Annotated in this window: 9 protein-coding genes; 3 read left to right on the top strand and 6 right to left on the bottom strand. The window is 53.0% G+C overall.

Annotated features, from left to right (window positions below; all coding sequences use genetic code 11):
• Nucleotides 1–30 precede the first annotated feature (30 nt).
• Nucleotides 31–2,973: a hypothetical protein gene (locus ACYVBJ_RS09680; protein ID WP_460982085.1), complete on the top strand. Its 2,943-nt coding sequence runs from the start codon at nt 31–33 to the stop codon at nt 2,971–2,973.
• 67 nt (nt 2,974–3,040) lie between these two features.
• Here ACYVBJ_RS09680 and ACYVBJ_RS09675 read toward each other — a convergent pair whose 3' ends face one another.
• Nucleotides 3,041–4,681, bottom strand: a complete 1,641-nt coding sequence (locus ACYVBJ_RS09675) for a carboxylesterase/lipase family protein (protein WP_460982084.1) — start codon at nt 4,679–4,681, stop codon at nt 3,041–3,043.
• A gap of 161 nt (nt 4,682–4,842) precedes the next feature.
• Between ACYVBJ_RS09675 and ACYVBJ_RS09670 the strand changes: the two genes are divergently transcribed.
• A complete protein-coding gene (locus tag ACYVBJ_RS09670) occupies nt 4,843–5,613 on the top strand; it encodes an NUDIX hydrolase (protein ID WP_460982083.1) in 771 nt (256 codons plus the stop codon).
• A 49-nt stretch (nt 5,614–5,662) separates the two neighbouring features.
• Here the strand turns inward: ACYVBJ_RS09670 and ACYVBJ_RS09665 are convergent, their stop codons facing one another.
• From ACYVBJ_RS09665 to ACYVBJ_RS09645, 5 genes are all read right to left on the bottom strand, one after another.
• The gene (locus ACYVBJ_RS09665; protein WP_460982082.1) at nt 5,663–6,985 is read right to left on the bottom strand and encodes an ABC transporter permease; all 1,323 of its coding nucleotides are present in this window, start codon (nt 6,983–6,985) and stop codon (nt 5,663–5,665) included.
• 66 nt (nt 6,986–7,051) lie between these two features.
• A complete protein-coding gene (locus tag ACYVBJ_RS09660; RefSeq protein ID WP_460982081.1) occupies nt 7,052–7,966 on the bottom strand; it encodes an ABC transporter ATP-binding protein in 915 nt (304 codons plus the stop codon).
• 238 nt (nt 7,967–8,204) lie between these two features.
• Nucleotides 8,205–8,612: an RDD family protein gene (locus tag ACYVBJ_RS09655; protein ID WP_460982080.1), complete on the bottom strand. Its 408-nt coding sequence runs from the start codon at nt 8,610–8,612 to the stop codon at nt 8,205–8,207.
• 103 nt (nt 8,613–8,715) lie between these two features.
• Entirely contained in the window at nt 8,716–9,960 is a 1,245-nt protein-coding gene (locus tag ACYVBJ_RS09650) for a dicarboxylate/amino acid:cation symporter (RefSeq protein ID WP_460982079.1), read from the bottom strand.
• Between the two features lie 181 nt (nt 9,961–10,141).
• The gene (locus ACYVBJ_RS09645; RefSeq protein WP_460982078.1) at nt 10,142–10,591 is read right to left on the bottom strand and encodes an SRPBCC family protein; all 450 of its coding nucleotides are present in this window, start codon (nt 10,589–10,591) and stop codon (nt 10,142–10,144) included.
• Between the two features lie 153 nt (nt 10,592–10,744).
• Here ACYVBJ_RS09645 and ACYVBJ_RS09640 point away from each other — a divergent pair, with 153 nt between their 5' ends.
• Nucleotides 10,745–14,737, top strand: coding sequence for a hybrid sensor histidine kinase/response regulator transcription factor (locus tag ACYVBJ_RS09640; RefSeq protein ID WP_460982077.1), 3,993 nt, complete (start codon nt 10,745–10,747; stop codon nt 14,735–14,737).
• The last annotated feature ends 8 nt before the right edge of the window (nt 14,738–14,745 follow it).

The following is a 14,745-nucleotide window of genomic DNA, read 5'->3' as shown; positions in this document are numbered from 1 at the left end:
GCATCTGCCGTACATTCGTAGTCGCTACTTATGAAAACGTCATTGCTAACGGTCGTTAGCTTTTTAACAACGCTGACCACCTTCGCCCAGATCTTTCCTGTTTTAGATCAGAACCCTACGGGCCTCCGCTGGTATCGGCTATCCACTCCTCATTTTCGCGTTGTTTACCCGGCCGGGTTCGATTCGACGGCGCAACGTACCGCCCACCGGTTAGAGAGTCTGTACGAACCGGTTAGCGCTTCGCTCGAAAAGCGTCCCCGCCCTATTTCGGTTGTTCTTCAGAATCAGACAACCAACAGCAACGGCTTTGTTACGTTGTACCCGCGTCGGTCGGAGTTTTTCGCCGTTACGCCCCAAAGTCCGGGTCTGCTCGGTACGTATAACTGGCTTGATCTGCTTTCGGTGCATGAATACCGGCACGTTGTTCAGAACGACAAAGCGCTACAGGGCTATGGTCGGTTTCTGTACACACTGCTGGGAAACGGAGGGCTGTTTTTTCCGCTGATTACCGTGCCCGACTGGTTTGCGGAAGGCGACGCGGTCGGCACCGAAACCTTGCTCAGTAACAGCGGCCGGGGCCGGATTCCGAATTTCAGTCTGGGCATGCGGGCCAATTTGCTGGCAGGCAAACGGTTCACTTACCCCAAAGCGGTGGCTGGTTCGTACCGGGACAACGTACCCGATCATTACGTACTTGGTTACTTCCTGACTACGTATCTCAAGCGCGTGCATGGACCTGATGTGTGGAGTCGGGTGCTGAACCGCAACTACCACCGGTTTCCGTGGCCGTTTGCCTTTTCGGCCAGTATCAAAAACGAGACCCGCCTGCGCACCGAAGATCTGTACCAGAAAACCATGGATGAACTGACCGAATCGTGGCAAAATCAGCAGAAAAGCCTGACCCTGACGCCTGCTGCTACGTATGTGGTCAAAGCCGAAAAGCAGGAATCAAAGCGGCCCGTGTTTACCAATTACCAGTACCCGCAGTGGGTATCCGATTCGACGCTGCTCTGCGTCAAAAGTGGGCTGGGCGATACGCCCCGATTGGTATTATTGACGAAAAATCAGCCGGAGAAAACCGTCTTCGTGCAGGGGTTTCCGAATGATCCTGACCTGCTGTCGGCTACGTCCGAGAAAGCGTGCTGGATTGAGTTTGGCTACGATGCCCGCTGGGGACAGCGCATTTTTTCTAACATCCGGCTGCTCGATTTAAAAACCGGTACGCTCACCCACTTAACGCACCGCGCCCGCTACACCGTAGCGACGCTGTCGCCTGACAGCAAAAAACTGGCCGTGGTGGAGAATACAGACAAATACACCACTCGCCTGCTGGTTCTCGATGCTGCGAATGGACGGATTTTAAGCGTCGTGCCGAATCCGGATCAGGCGTTTTTTCAGCACCCCCGCTGGTTAGCTGACAACCAGACGATCGTTACCGTCGTGCTCCGGAACTGGCAGAAAACCATACAGCTGATCGACACCAAAACGAACCAGAAAACCGACCTTCTTCCCCGCGCGAACGAAAACCTGAGCCATCCGCAGGCCTGGGGAAATTACGTTCTATATAACTCGCCCCGGTCGGGTATCGACAACATCTATGCGGTTGACATCCGCACGAAAGCCCAATTCCAGGTCACGTCGCGTCCGCTGGCGGCTTACCACGCTGCCGTATCCCCATCCGGAAACCGGCTCGCTTTCGACGATTTTTCGGCGAATGGGTATCGCATTATGGATATGTCCCTCAACCCGGCAGACTGGCGTCCCGTCTCTTCTCCTTTCGGCCAAGCAGCGAACGATCCCCTCGCTCAATTCATCGGCCAGCTTCCTCAGTTGGGCCCCGGCGCGGCTCAGGGACGGCAAATTTTAGCGGATTCGGTACCAGCTGTTAGCCCCTATTCGCCCTCGCGGTTTAACCGCTTCGCCAACGCCATTAACATTTATAGCTGGGGACCAACGGTCGGCAGCACGGGTCAGGCCTTGTCGGTTGGATTAAGCTCGCAGGACATCTTAAGTACCACTCAGCTTGGCGTTGGCTACACCTACAACCAGGCAGAACGAGTTGGCAGTTTTTTCGCCAACTTCAGCTACCAGGGCCTCTACCCCATCATTGACCTCAGTTTGCAGCATGGCAACCGCCATACGTCGCTTTACGTCGACCGGCTCGAACCCGCCGACAGTCTCCGCACCGATCAGTGGCAATACAACCAGGTAACGGCTGGCATCCGGCTGCCTCTTCGGCTGACCCAATCGAAATACGCCCAGAACCTAAGTGTGGCGGCTTATTACAATTATTTGCAGGTAACGGGCTATGACCTGCCCTACCGGTTCGTAACGGAAGTAGGCTCCGCGGGCTCCCTGAATGCCTTAACATATAGCTTTACTTACTCGCGGTTGCTTCGCCAGAGCAAGCGGGACGTAGCGCCCCGGTGGGGTCAGACGGTATCGGCCAATTATCGCAGCACCCCCTTCGGCGGCCGACTCAACGGCGAACAATGGGGCGTTCAGGGCAATTTATATTTCCCCGGCCTGGGGAAGCACCATTCTCTGCGCCTGCGGGCGGGCTATCAGCAACAGCTCCAGGGCACGTATCGATTCAGTCCGGTTGTATTTTATCCACGCGGTCAACCCTACATCAGCGACGACCAGATCAGCGCAGGGAGCGCCGAATACCGGCTGCCCGTTGCCGACACGCACTGGTCGCTAGGCCGCTGGCTGTACATTCAGCGCATCAAAGCCGCTGGTTTTTATGATCTGGCCTCTGGTTCCAGCCGACTCGAAGTGCGGGATATATACGGTCGACTACGCGGTTACGAAATCCGGCATACTGCCTATCAGACAACAGGAGTTGATGTATCCTTTATTTTCAATGCGCTTCGGCTCCGTACGCCTTTTGAAGTTGGTCTTCGAACCATTTACAACGTAACGACTCAGGAATTGGTGGTACAGCCGCTAGTGATTGACATTGGTTTTTAACGCAACCAGCCCCAACAGTTGCGACTGTTGGGGCTGGTTGTTAAGCTACGTAGCAGTTTGACCAAACCTATTCCTTAACAGAGAATTGGTCGAGGAACAGATACCGGTCCCGATGCTTTTCGGTTTCAGCGTGGCTGTCAACATCCAGGCGCATATATTGTACGTTCGTGCTGGCGTTGGCTGTTGGCCATTTGGGTAGTCCGGCACCGTTCGGATTGCCGGTTTTGATGAAGTTGGCAAAGTAGTTCTGCATCAGTTCCGAAACCTTGTAATCGTCGGGCGTCCAGGCGTAGACTTTGTTCGAAGCCAGATTACCCATGGCGTATTCGATTTCGGCCGAGTGCACAGCTCCGCGGGCGGGCGGCATCTTCACCGCGTTTGCATCACCACCCCGCACAACACCCCCGGCTAAACCCGGTGCGGCATCGCCCATTTGGGTCGTCATAGCCGGACGCGGCCGGGCGTAGAAATAGCGGTACACGGGCTTGCCGCCACCGGTTTTGCTTTGCATATCCGCCCACTTCCATGTACTGAAGCCAATAAACCGATCGCCCGCCAGGTCGGTAGCGGCCTGCTGAATCTCGTCTTCGGATGCGCCAGCGTAGAGCTTTAAGGCTTCGTCGGACCGGTCACCGTATAACTTCTGTACCGCTTTCGTGTAATTTTCCGCCGTCGGCGTTTCCTTTCCTAATACGGCCCGGTAGTTCATTTCCTCCGAATTCCAGCCAACCAGCAGAGGAACTTTTGCCTGTTCACCAGCCGCAAAAATCTGAGCGGGTGATTTTGGAAAGAAATAGCCATCGATCGTAGACGAAAACCGCGGTGTACTCGGCTTGGCCGTTGCCTCCAGAATCTGCTCGGCGGGCAGGGCCCGTAATTCAGCCAGTGACTTAACGCCAAGCTGCTCGGCGAACTTAATGCCACTCTGCTCAGCTTCGGCCAACGTAACGGGTGGCAACGTACCGAGCAGCGAACCACTTTCGCCGATAGCGCCGGCGATCAGATTTTTAGACAAAGGCGACGCCATTTGCGCACTAACGGAGATTGAACCGGCCGACTCCCCGGCGATGGTCACCCGCCTGGGGTCGCCCCCGAAGGCGGCAATGTTCTGCTGTACCCAACGCAGGGCCGCACTCTGGTCAAAATAGCCGTAGTTTCCCGACGACTTATGCGGAGATTCTTTGGTCAGCTCCGGATGCGCCATGAATCCGAACGGACCAAGCCGGTAGTTTACGGTAAGTGTTACAATGCCTTTGCGAGCCATGTTTTCGCCGTCGTAGCGCGACTCCGAGCCGTCACCGGCGATAAAACCACCCCCGTAGAAATACACCAGCACCGGCAGTTTTTCTTTCCCTGACGCAGCAGGCGTCCATACGTTCAGGTACAGGCAATCTTCACTCATGCCGTCAGACCGGAAACCCATGTCGCCAAATACGGCACGCTGCATGGCCCGGGGCCCAAACTTGTCGGCTTTCCGAACCCCCTGCCAATTTTTTGCAGGCTGAGGCTCCTTCCAGCGCAGATCGCCCACGGGCGGAGCCGCGAACGGAATCCCTTTAAACGACCGAATACCGCTGGTCTCAACGACGCCTTCTACCGCACCGTTCGCCGTTTTGACGCGCGGGGCCGACGACTCTTTGTTCCCTTGCGCCAGCGCCCTGGGAACCACTTGCACTGCCAGCAGAGAAAGCACTAAAAGCGTTTTCATGGTAAATAATTTAAGCATGAGAAAAGGAGTTCATCTACGCAATTCAACCCGTTTCGCGGGATATTTCCGAAAACCGGTTATTATTGTCGCAAATTGTGACAATAATAACCGGATAAATCGAAAGCGGCAAATTTTGTTAGTTTCGGTATAATCAGCACAGCATGAGTATTTCCTTAATTCGCGAAGAGATTGATCAGAACGGTGATGGTTTTCTACCAGGGCTGGCCATTGACCTGGTCATAATTGGCTTCCATGAGAACCAGTTGAAAATTCTGCTGCTGGCGTATAAGAATACCGATCTGTTTGCCTTGCCGGGTGGGTTTATCAAAGAAACCGAGAACGTAAACGATGCCGCCCGCCGGGTGCTCGCCGAACGTACCGGCCTGCACGACATCTACCTGGATCAGTTTTACGTGTTTGGTGATACAAGTCGACACAATGCGGCTCCGCTGCGTGCCATCATGCAGGCCAAAGGTATTTCGCCGGTCGAGACGCACTGGCTGTTACGTCGGTTTGTTACGGTAGGTTTCTACGCCCTGATTGATTTTACCAAAGCGGTACCCATCCCGGATTTGTTATCCGACCGCTGCGAGTGGTACGATTTAGAGTCGCTCCCCCCGCTGATGCTCGATCACGAACAGATTGTGCAGAGAGCTCTGGAAACGCTGCAGGCTAACCTCGACCGAAAACTGATTGGCTTTAACCTGCTTGGTGACACATTTACAATAGGCGATTTACAAAGCCTGTACGAAACCGTTTTAGGCCAGAAGCTTAACCGATCGGGCTTTCAACGAAAAATGCTCAGCTTGGGCATACTGGAACGTATCGAGAAAAAATTCAGCGGAGGAGCCCATAAAGCCCCTTATCTCTACCGGTTTACCAGCAACAAAGAGCTGACTCAGGATTCCTCTAACCAGCAAAAAGCCGTATGACCCTGGAGAGTCATACGGCTCATTACGTATTGAAAAAGGCAAAATAAGCTTAGCCTTTGTAAAACACCCACTTCGATAGCTCTTTGTACGACGCTTTTTTACCGTACATCAGAATACCTACGCGGTAGATGCGGGCGGCTAACCAGGTTGTGCCCACAAAGCCAACCACCAGCAGAGCCATGGACAGGGCTAGCTCCCAGGCCGGAACGCCGAACGGAATCCTGACCATCATGATAATCGGCGACGTAAATGGAATCATCGACGTCCAGAACGCCAGCGCTCCGTCGGGTTCGCGAATCACAAACTGCGCGATGGCAATCGCGCCGATAATGGGCATGGTGATGGGAAACATAAACTGCTGCGTTTCCGTCTCATTGTCGACCGCAGCGCCAATGGCTCCGAACAACGCGCTGTAGAGCAGATAGCCACCCAGGAAATAAAACAGAAAACAAGACACAATCATCGTAATGGGCAGGGTTTCAATTGCATTGACTACGTTCGTCATCATACTGTCCTGCGCTTTCTGCATCTCGGGAGACGGAGCCTGCGCCATGCTCATTTGCGAGTTCTGCATGGCTTGTCGGCCTTTCTGGGCCTTATCGCCGACGATGCTGCTGCCAATAGTGAAAAGGCCAATAGTCAGCACAATCCATAGTAGAAACTGGGTTAACCCAACCAGAGCCACCCCAATAATCTTACCCATCATCAGTTGCAGGGGCTTGACGGACGAAATGATGACCTCCACAATGCGGTTGGTTTTCTCTTCCATTACGCCCCGCATGACCTGAGTGCCATAGATGAACACCGAGATATAGATCAGAAATGCGCAGATGTAGCCGATGATCGACGTAGCAATGGCGCTGCTGTTCTGCTCCCCCGATTCGCGCAGGCTAATGGTCTGGGCATCAACGTTTACCTTGGCGTCGTCAATAATTTTGCGGGTAATGCCTGCTTCACCCAGTTTGATCGATTCGATCTCCCGGGCGATCGCTCGCTCAACATTACTCTGGAGTTCGATACTGACGCTTTTCTCGGCGAAAATCTGAACCGTTTTAGGTTGGTCAATTACATTCTTCGGAATGTATACCAACGCATCGTAGCCGCTTTTGGTAAACTGCTTTTTGGCATCGGGCAACGGCTGCTTCAGGTACGAAAAGGTTATTTCCTTCGTGTTTTTGAGCTGATTGGCAAACCGGCCGCTTTCGTCGATGACCGCTATTTTCTTTTGATTGATGGAGCTGACCGCAGCCCAGCCGATGGCAGCATAAAAGCCAAAAATTAGAAGCGGCCCTAAAATGGTCATGATCAGGAACGACTTCTTACGTACCCTGGTCAAGTATTCGCGTTTTATAATCAGTAAAATCGTTCTCATGAATCTAAAAGGAAATAAGGTGAGCGTATCAGTACGTGATACCGGCAGAAAGAGTAGTTCCTGTTATCAGTCATTGGTCTCGCCAACGGCTTTAATAAAAATGTCGTTCATACTCGGAATATTTTCGCCGAACGAGCGGACCGCTACGCGGTCGATCAGGTACCGGATCAGGTCACTAACGGCCGCATCGGGCGGGATTCGAATGTCGGACCGCCAGAACTCATCCTCCGTGGCGCGGGTCGACAAAACCTCAAAAGCGGCAGGCAAATTGTCGATCTGGCCCTGATACTCGACGTGATACGTATGAGTCTTGAACTGCTCTTTTATGGCGCGTTTGGGGCCGTCCAGCACTTTGTGGGAGCGGTTAATCAAGGCAATATGATCGCAGAGTTCTTCAACCGATTCCATACGGTGGGTTGAGAAAATGATGGTCTTGCCGCTGTCGCGCAGTTCCAGAATTTCGTCTTTGATCAGGTTCGCGTTGATGGGGTCGAAGCCCGAAAAGGGTTCATCGAGAATGATCAGGTCGGGCTCGTGCATGACCGTAGCCACGAACTGCACTTTCTGCTGCATCCCTTTCGACAGGTCCTCGATCTGTTTGTTCCACCAGGTTTTGATATCGAACTTCACGAACCAGGTTTTCAGCTTGTCCATTGCCTGCTTCTCGCTCAGTCCTTTTAGTTGCGCCAGGTACAGCAACTGCTCCCCCACCTTCATTTTTTTGTACAGACCGCGCTCTTCGGGTAAGTAGCCAATGCGTTGAATATGGTCTGGTCTCAGCCGTTCGCCCCCCAGAATGACCTCGCCCGCATCGGGGGCGGTGATTTGGTTAATGATTCGGATAAGCGAAGTTTTACCCGCTCCGTTTGGGCCGAGCAATCCGAAAATACTGCCCGTGGGAACAGTCAGGCTAACGTCATCCAGGGCTCGGTGTTGGGCATACTGCTTAACAATGTGGTGAGTTTCGAGGATGTTGGTCATGAAATCATTGATTTGCTTAGGTTAAATCTGAGGACGAACGCTGCCAACTGACAGTCGCCGATTCTCGGAGCAGCCTGGTCCGGGTTTGGGCGAACCTGGTCTTTATTAGGTCAAACTACGGTGTTCTGTTACGTACCGCCAACCAAATTACGGATGAACTGCCACACAGCTATACAGACGGTCATAAAAAAACCACAATCCGATGTGGATTGTGGTTTTTAAGCGGACCTGAGCGCCGTTAGGCTTTCACAACAACGGTTTTGGCCCATTTGTCGCCGAACCGTTTCCGGTCATCGCTAAACACCATCAGGGCGTCGACAATATTGAACAGCGGAATAAGCAGCGAAACCTGCCGCGTAATCGCCGTGCCGTAGTCATTCGTCAGCAGCTGGCCCGTATCTTCTTTGACGACCTTAATGCCCATCAGCTTTTTGCCAATGCTTTGCCCATTCAGAAAAGGCAGCGCGTCCTTGGTAAGCAGATAGCCAATGGCCACGGCATAACCAACCATCGCCAGATTATAAGACACCATAACCAGCACCCATACAGGCACATTACCAACAAGACCGTCGATGAAGGCGGCTGCAAACCGCTGAATAGCGGTCGCTTTTACAGAAGTACCAACTGGAGTAAATGAGGATTCCACGGCAAACGGGTTTAGGTGAACGAAAACGTAAACAACGAAAGCCTAACCTACGCAATTCGTACACACTACCGCAGGGTGATTGTGTGAAAGGTAAACCGGTTTATTAAACGGTAACCTCGTTCGACTCAATGGGTTGCGTCCTAAATTCACCTTCCCACTTCGAGATGACACACGTAGCAACGGCATTACCCGCTACGCTCGTGGCGCTGCGTCCCATATCGAGCACCTGGTCAATTCCGAGCAGCAGGGCCAGGCCTTCGATGGGGAGATTAAAGAGCGACATTGTGCCGGCAATGACCACCAGCGACGCCCGTGGCACCCCCGCAATGCCTTTCGACGTAATCATGAGGGTCAGCATCATAGTAATCTGCTGCTCAAGGCTGAGGGGAACGCCATAGGCCTGGGCAATGAAGGCCGTAGCGAACGTCATGTACAGCATAGATCCGTCCAGGTTAAACGAATAGCCCAGCGGCAACACAAACGAAATGATTCGCTCTGAGCAGCCAAATCGACGTAACGCTTCAATCGTCTGCGGAAACGAGGCTTCTGAACTGGCTGTACTAAAGGATAAAATAATTGCCGATCGCACTTCTTTCAGGAGGGCAATGTAGGGGATGCGGACCACTAGGCAGATAACCGCTAGCACGACAAACACAAAAAAGAGTAACCCGCCGAAGAAGCAAAGAATCAGGTACGCGTAGCCCGCCAGAATACCCAGCCCCTGCTTGGCCACAACCGCGGCAATAGCGCCTAATACGCCAAACGGCGCAAACGACATAACGTAGCTGGTTACCTTGAACATTACGTGGGATAACGCATCCAGGGCTTTAATCATGAGTTTACCCTGGTCTCCAATGGCCCCGACGGCAATGCCGAAAAAGATGCTGAAGACAACAATCTGCAAAATCTCGTTCGTAGCCATCGCATCAATAAAGCTGGTCGGCACGATATGCGTGATGAAATTATCGAAGGTCAGTTTCTGCACTTCAACCCCCGTGTCGGTGCCTTTTGCGGGCAACGGCAGACTCATCACCTCGCCGGGTTTCATGATGTTCACCACCAGCAAACCGACGATCAGCGACAGGATCGTAGCAAAATAAAAATAAGCCAGTGTTTTCAGACCGATGCGGCCGACGGTACCGAAATCACCCAGCTTTGCAATACCAACGACCAGGGTAGCAAATACGAGCGGCCCGATAATCATTTTTATGAGCCGTAAGAATATTTTAGACAGAATGTTCAGGTCGGAACCCGAGAAGCCAGCGTTGGTATCCGGGAAAAAATAACCAATGGCGATGCCGAGCACCATGCCCAGAAAAATGCGAGTAGTTAAGTTGGGAAGTTTCATGCAAGCGTTTAAATAGCCGTATCAACAAATGTAACGGAATATTAGGAGTTCAGAAAGCCGCTGCCTGAGCAATACGTATCCTTCAGGAAGCGGCTCAACTTCGTCGTCCGACGGCACTAAAATGGATTTATCTTTGTAACCATACGTAACGTTGTATTGATAGCGAACGCAGTCGAGGTTTTTAGCCTCTCTGTTCGTTAAATACGCGTCGATAAATAGGTTTACGATATGCAAATAGTAGCCACATAATGGGATAAAACAAATAGTCGGTCAGCCGGAATGGCGTCCGATACGTAATGTCATCAACGAGTATTGTCTTGCCGGATTCGTCGCGGATCAGCCGGTGGCGATGCCGCCAGTAACGGAGAAAAAAGGGCAACTGGGTGCCCTCGTCAATAAAGAAAATCTCTGAATCGGTACGTTGCTGATCCGTTATCAGACTAATCCAGTCTTGGCGAAACACCCCGAAATTCAGCCTCAGATGAACCACATCACCTTGTTGGCAGCCATCAAAACGAACCACCTCGACCGGCGGAAACGGCGGGCTAAGCTGATTGAATAAAGCACGATCGAAACCGGCCCATACAGCTGGCAATGAAGCGTTTACCTGCGTTTTAAGAACGAGTTTCATAGTCGCGACGGATTGTGTATAGATTGATGAAGGCGAATTAACCGTTAAATAAAAAACGCTACCGTAAAATTGATAAACCCGTTGATATGAACGAATTTGACCATCTGTTTTCGGCTTCTACAAAGCTGAATCGGGCAAAATCCGGATCGGCTTATGCATCAAATTAAGCGGTGGTTCTGTTGGATGCTGGTTTTGTCAGTAGCGTTGCCCCTTTCGGCCCTACCGACCGATACCAGCAAACCGACGCCCGAATATATAACCGTACGGGACGGACTACCACAAGGTTTTATAAAATCATTGGTTCAGGACCGTCGTGGCTTTATCTGGCTTGCCACGCGCGATGGCCTGTGTCGCTACGACGGCGTACGCTTTCGGATCTACAACCACGACGCTCAACAGCCGAAATCTTTATCCTTCAGCAGCATCCTCGAAATTCGGGAAGATAACAGAGGGCGGTTGTGGATACGTACTGAAAATAACGACGTCGATTGTTTCGATCCGGTCACGGAACAGTCGGCTCGCGTCTCGAACTCCGCTCAGTTTCGTCAGGCACTCGGTCGTGATCAACTTGTGAGCATCCAGCCCGATCGCTTAGGGAATGTCTGGGTGGCCACCCAGAGCAACGGTTTTTTCCTGCTGCACGCCAACGGAACCGTCTCGCACCGCCAGTGGGCCATTCAGAATAACACCGTACAGCAGGTTACCCATGCGCTTCTGCTCGACAAAGGGGGACAGTTGTGGTTGGCTACCCGAAACGGGCTGTTCCGGTATACCCCTACCACCAGTCAATACACCAACTATCAGGCCGCTCAGGGGTTGCCCCAGCCCGATGTATATAACCTCCATGAACGTACCAACGGAGAACTGATGCTCGGGTTTCCGGGCCAGGTTGCCTTATTTAACCCAAAGACTGGACTTGTTCGCCTAATCATCCCCGTTCCTGGCAGCCCGACCGCTGGCCGGATTCCTTTGTTCACCAAAGACGAGCGAGGGGTTGACTACGTGAATCAGCACTACTATACCGACCGAACCGGGCTGGTTCCTTCTCCCGCTGATCCCAAGCTCAGCCAGTACCCAGCCCTGTCGATACTCGTCGACCGTTCGAATGTGCTATGGATGGGTTTGAATGGCGACGGAGTCATAAAATGCGACCTGAACAAAAAGGCGTTTCGGGCCTGGCCTTACACGCATGGATTCCATATCGATTGGCTTACGCAGCAGTTTCAGGTTCCTCTACCGGCCATCCCACCCGCTATTCAACAGCAGACGGCCTTCAACATGCGCTACTTGGTAGACCGGCGCAAAACGCTTTGGCTGAGCAGTTCAGGGACCACCCCCTACCGGTACGATGCGGTCCGGCAGACGTTCGATGCAGTAAAACCAACTGGTATAAACCCAAACTGGCTGCCCGGCGGTCTGTTTCGGCTCACCGCGCTTTCGACTGGCCCGCAAGGTGAATTATGGGGGTTACTTGGCCCAAACAGTCAGGCCGTAATACGCCATAACCCTGATCTGCAAACGTTCACAGCATTTCCACTACCGCTTCCCGCCAATCATCCGTATCAAATCCAGGCGATGGTGGTTGATGGAGGCCGTATTTACCTGGCAACGAAAAACCACGGTCTGCTCCGGGCCGATCTGTCGACCAGGCGGCTGGTACGCTGGCATGCGGGGGGCGATGGTGCCTTGCCGAATAATACCTTGCTTTGTTTAGCCCAGGACCCGGCGCAATATAACCATTTGTGGATTGGCACCTTCGGCAGCGGCTTATGCCAGCTCGACAAGCTGACAGGTCGCATTCGCCGGTTTTCGGTAGCGCAGGGGTTGCCCAATAACGTGATCTATGCCATACGGCCGGACGCAGATGGGCACCTTTGGCTGAGTACCAACCGGGGGCTGTGCCGCTTCGATAGCCGAACCTACGAAGTAAGGAGCTACACGGCCGACGATGGCCTGCCCAACGAAGAATTCAACCGGTTTCACGACGTAACCTTACCCGATGGCCGACTGATTTTCGGGGGTATCGGGGGCTACACCATCTTTGACCCGCGCCGGGTGAACGAAGACGCCTTTAAGCCGCTGGTTGCGTTAACGAGCTTACGAATCAATAACCAGCCCATACGCGCCAACACGCCGAATTCGCCTATTCAGCAGGATATAAACGAAACGCCGGAGATCGTGTTGGATCATCAGCAGAATTTCATCTCTGTCGATTTTGCCGCGCTTCAGTTCAACAACACGCAGAAGAATCAGTACCGGTATAAACTCGTCGGGCTTGACAAAGACTGGGTCTACAGTGGTAACGTAGCCACGGCTACTTACACGAATCTGTCGCCGGGGACGTATACCTTCATGGTGAACGCGTCCAACACGTCCGGTGTCTGGAGTCCGCACACCCGGCAGATTCGACTTGTTATTGAGCCGCCCGTTTGGGCAAGCTGGTGGGCCTACGTACTGTATCTATTGCTGCTGCTCGGCGCCATTGGCTTATTTTTGCGCATCCGCCTTAACCGGATTCGGCTAAAGACTCGTATGGAGCTTCGTGAGCAGGAGTCCGCGCAGCTCAAGCACCTGGATGAACTCAAAACCCGCTTTTTCGCGAATATTACCCACGAGTTTCGCACTCCGCTTACGTTAATTCTAACACCGTTAGAACAGTTACTGACGGACAAAACCATTGCCGACGACCAGCGTCAGAGCCGCCTGTCCCTGATCTACAGAAACGCGAATCGGCTGCTTCGGCTTATTAATGAACTCCTCGATCTGGCCAAACTCGACGCGGGTAAGCTAAGCGTTACGCCTGCCCCCGGCGATTTACCGGAGTTTGTGGAACGCATCACGACGGTATTTAACGAAGAAGCGTTGCGGAAGCATATTCGCTTACAGATCAATACGCAGTTAACGCAGCCGTATTATTGGTTTGATTCGGATAAGGTCGAGAAGATACTCAATAACCTTTTGTCGAATGCGTTGAAGTTCACACCGGAAAACGGCCTGGTGAGCGTAACGATTTCGGCACCGGGTCAGGTTGGTAACGCTAACCCGCAGACCCTAACCCAGACCGAACGCATTCGACTTGTTGTCCGCGATACGGGCATTGGCATCGACCCCAAAAAATTACCGCTGATTTTCAACCGGTTTTACCAGACCAATCCATCCGTAGATGGCTCCGTGGGCGGATCAGGCATTGGCCTGGCGCTGGTCAAGGAACTTGTCGAAGTGATGCACGGCAGCGTGAGCGTCGAAAGTGAACGTAACACTGGCACTACGTTTACCATTGAGTTGCCCTGCCGTCCGGCTCTTGCGCAGAGTGTACCCCTTCAGGCCGACGGCCAGTCGAGAAACACAAAAGCGGCTGGCGTTTCTCTGGACGCCAACGCAGCCCATATCCTGCTGGTCGAAGACAACGACGACATTGCGGACTACGTTGTTTCCGTGCTGTCTGCCGAATGGCATGTTCACCGGGTCAGTAATGGCCAGCAAGGGATTGATACCGCCATTGCGGAGGGGCCTGATTTAATCATCAGTGATGTGATTATGCCCGAATTGAACGGCTACGAGCTTTGTCGGCAGCTAAAAGACAATCCCGCCACGAGTCATATCCCGATCATTCTGCTGACGGCCAAAGCGGCTCTGGAGAGCCGGGTCGAAGGGTTAGCCGCTGGTGCCGACGATTACGTAGCCAAGCCGTTTCAGGTCGATGAGCTGCTGGGACGCGTTCGTAACCGGCTTGAGCAGCAGCAGCGCATGCGGTTGCATTACCGGGCCCAGCTACTACGCGAAGGTCATCTTCCGATCGCGAGTCAGGCTCCACAGGACGAGTTTATGAATCGGGTCTATGAAGTCCTCGAAACTCGCTTGGACGATTCGACCTTTGGGGTGGAACCTTTGGCCGCTTCGGTAGGCATGAGTCGGATGCACCTGAACCGGAAGATCAAAGCCATGACCGGCATGACCCCAAATGAACTGATTCGGGTTGTGCGACTTCGCCGGGCCGCCGAGCTGCTGTTAACGGGCGCGTCGATTTCCGCTGTGGCCGATCTGGTTGGCTTCGATACGCCGGCCTATTTCTCAAAGGTATTCAAAGAGCAATACCACCTGACCCCCTCTGAGTACGTGGACCAAAACCGGCAGGAAGTTATTTAGGCAAGTTT

It is taken from the genome of Spirosoma fluminis, assembly GCF_054778895.1.
The sequence above is the reverse complement of the archived record's forward strand: the minus strand, read 5'-3'. Positions and strand labels throughout refer to the sequence as shown.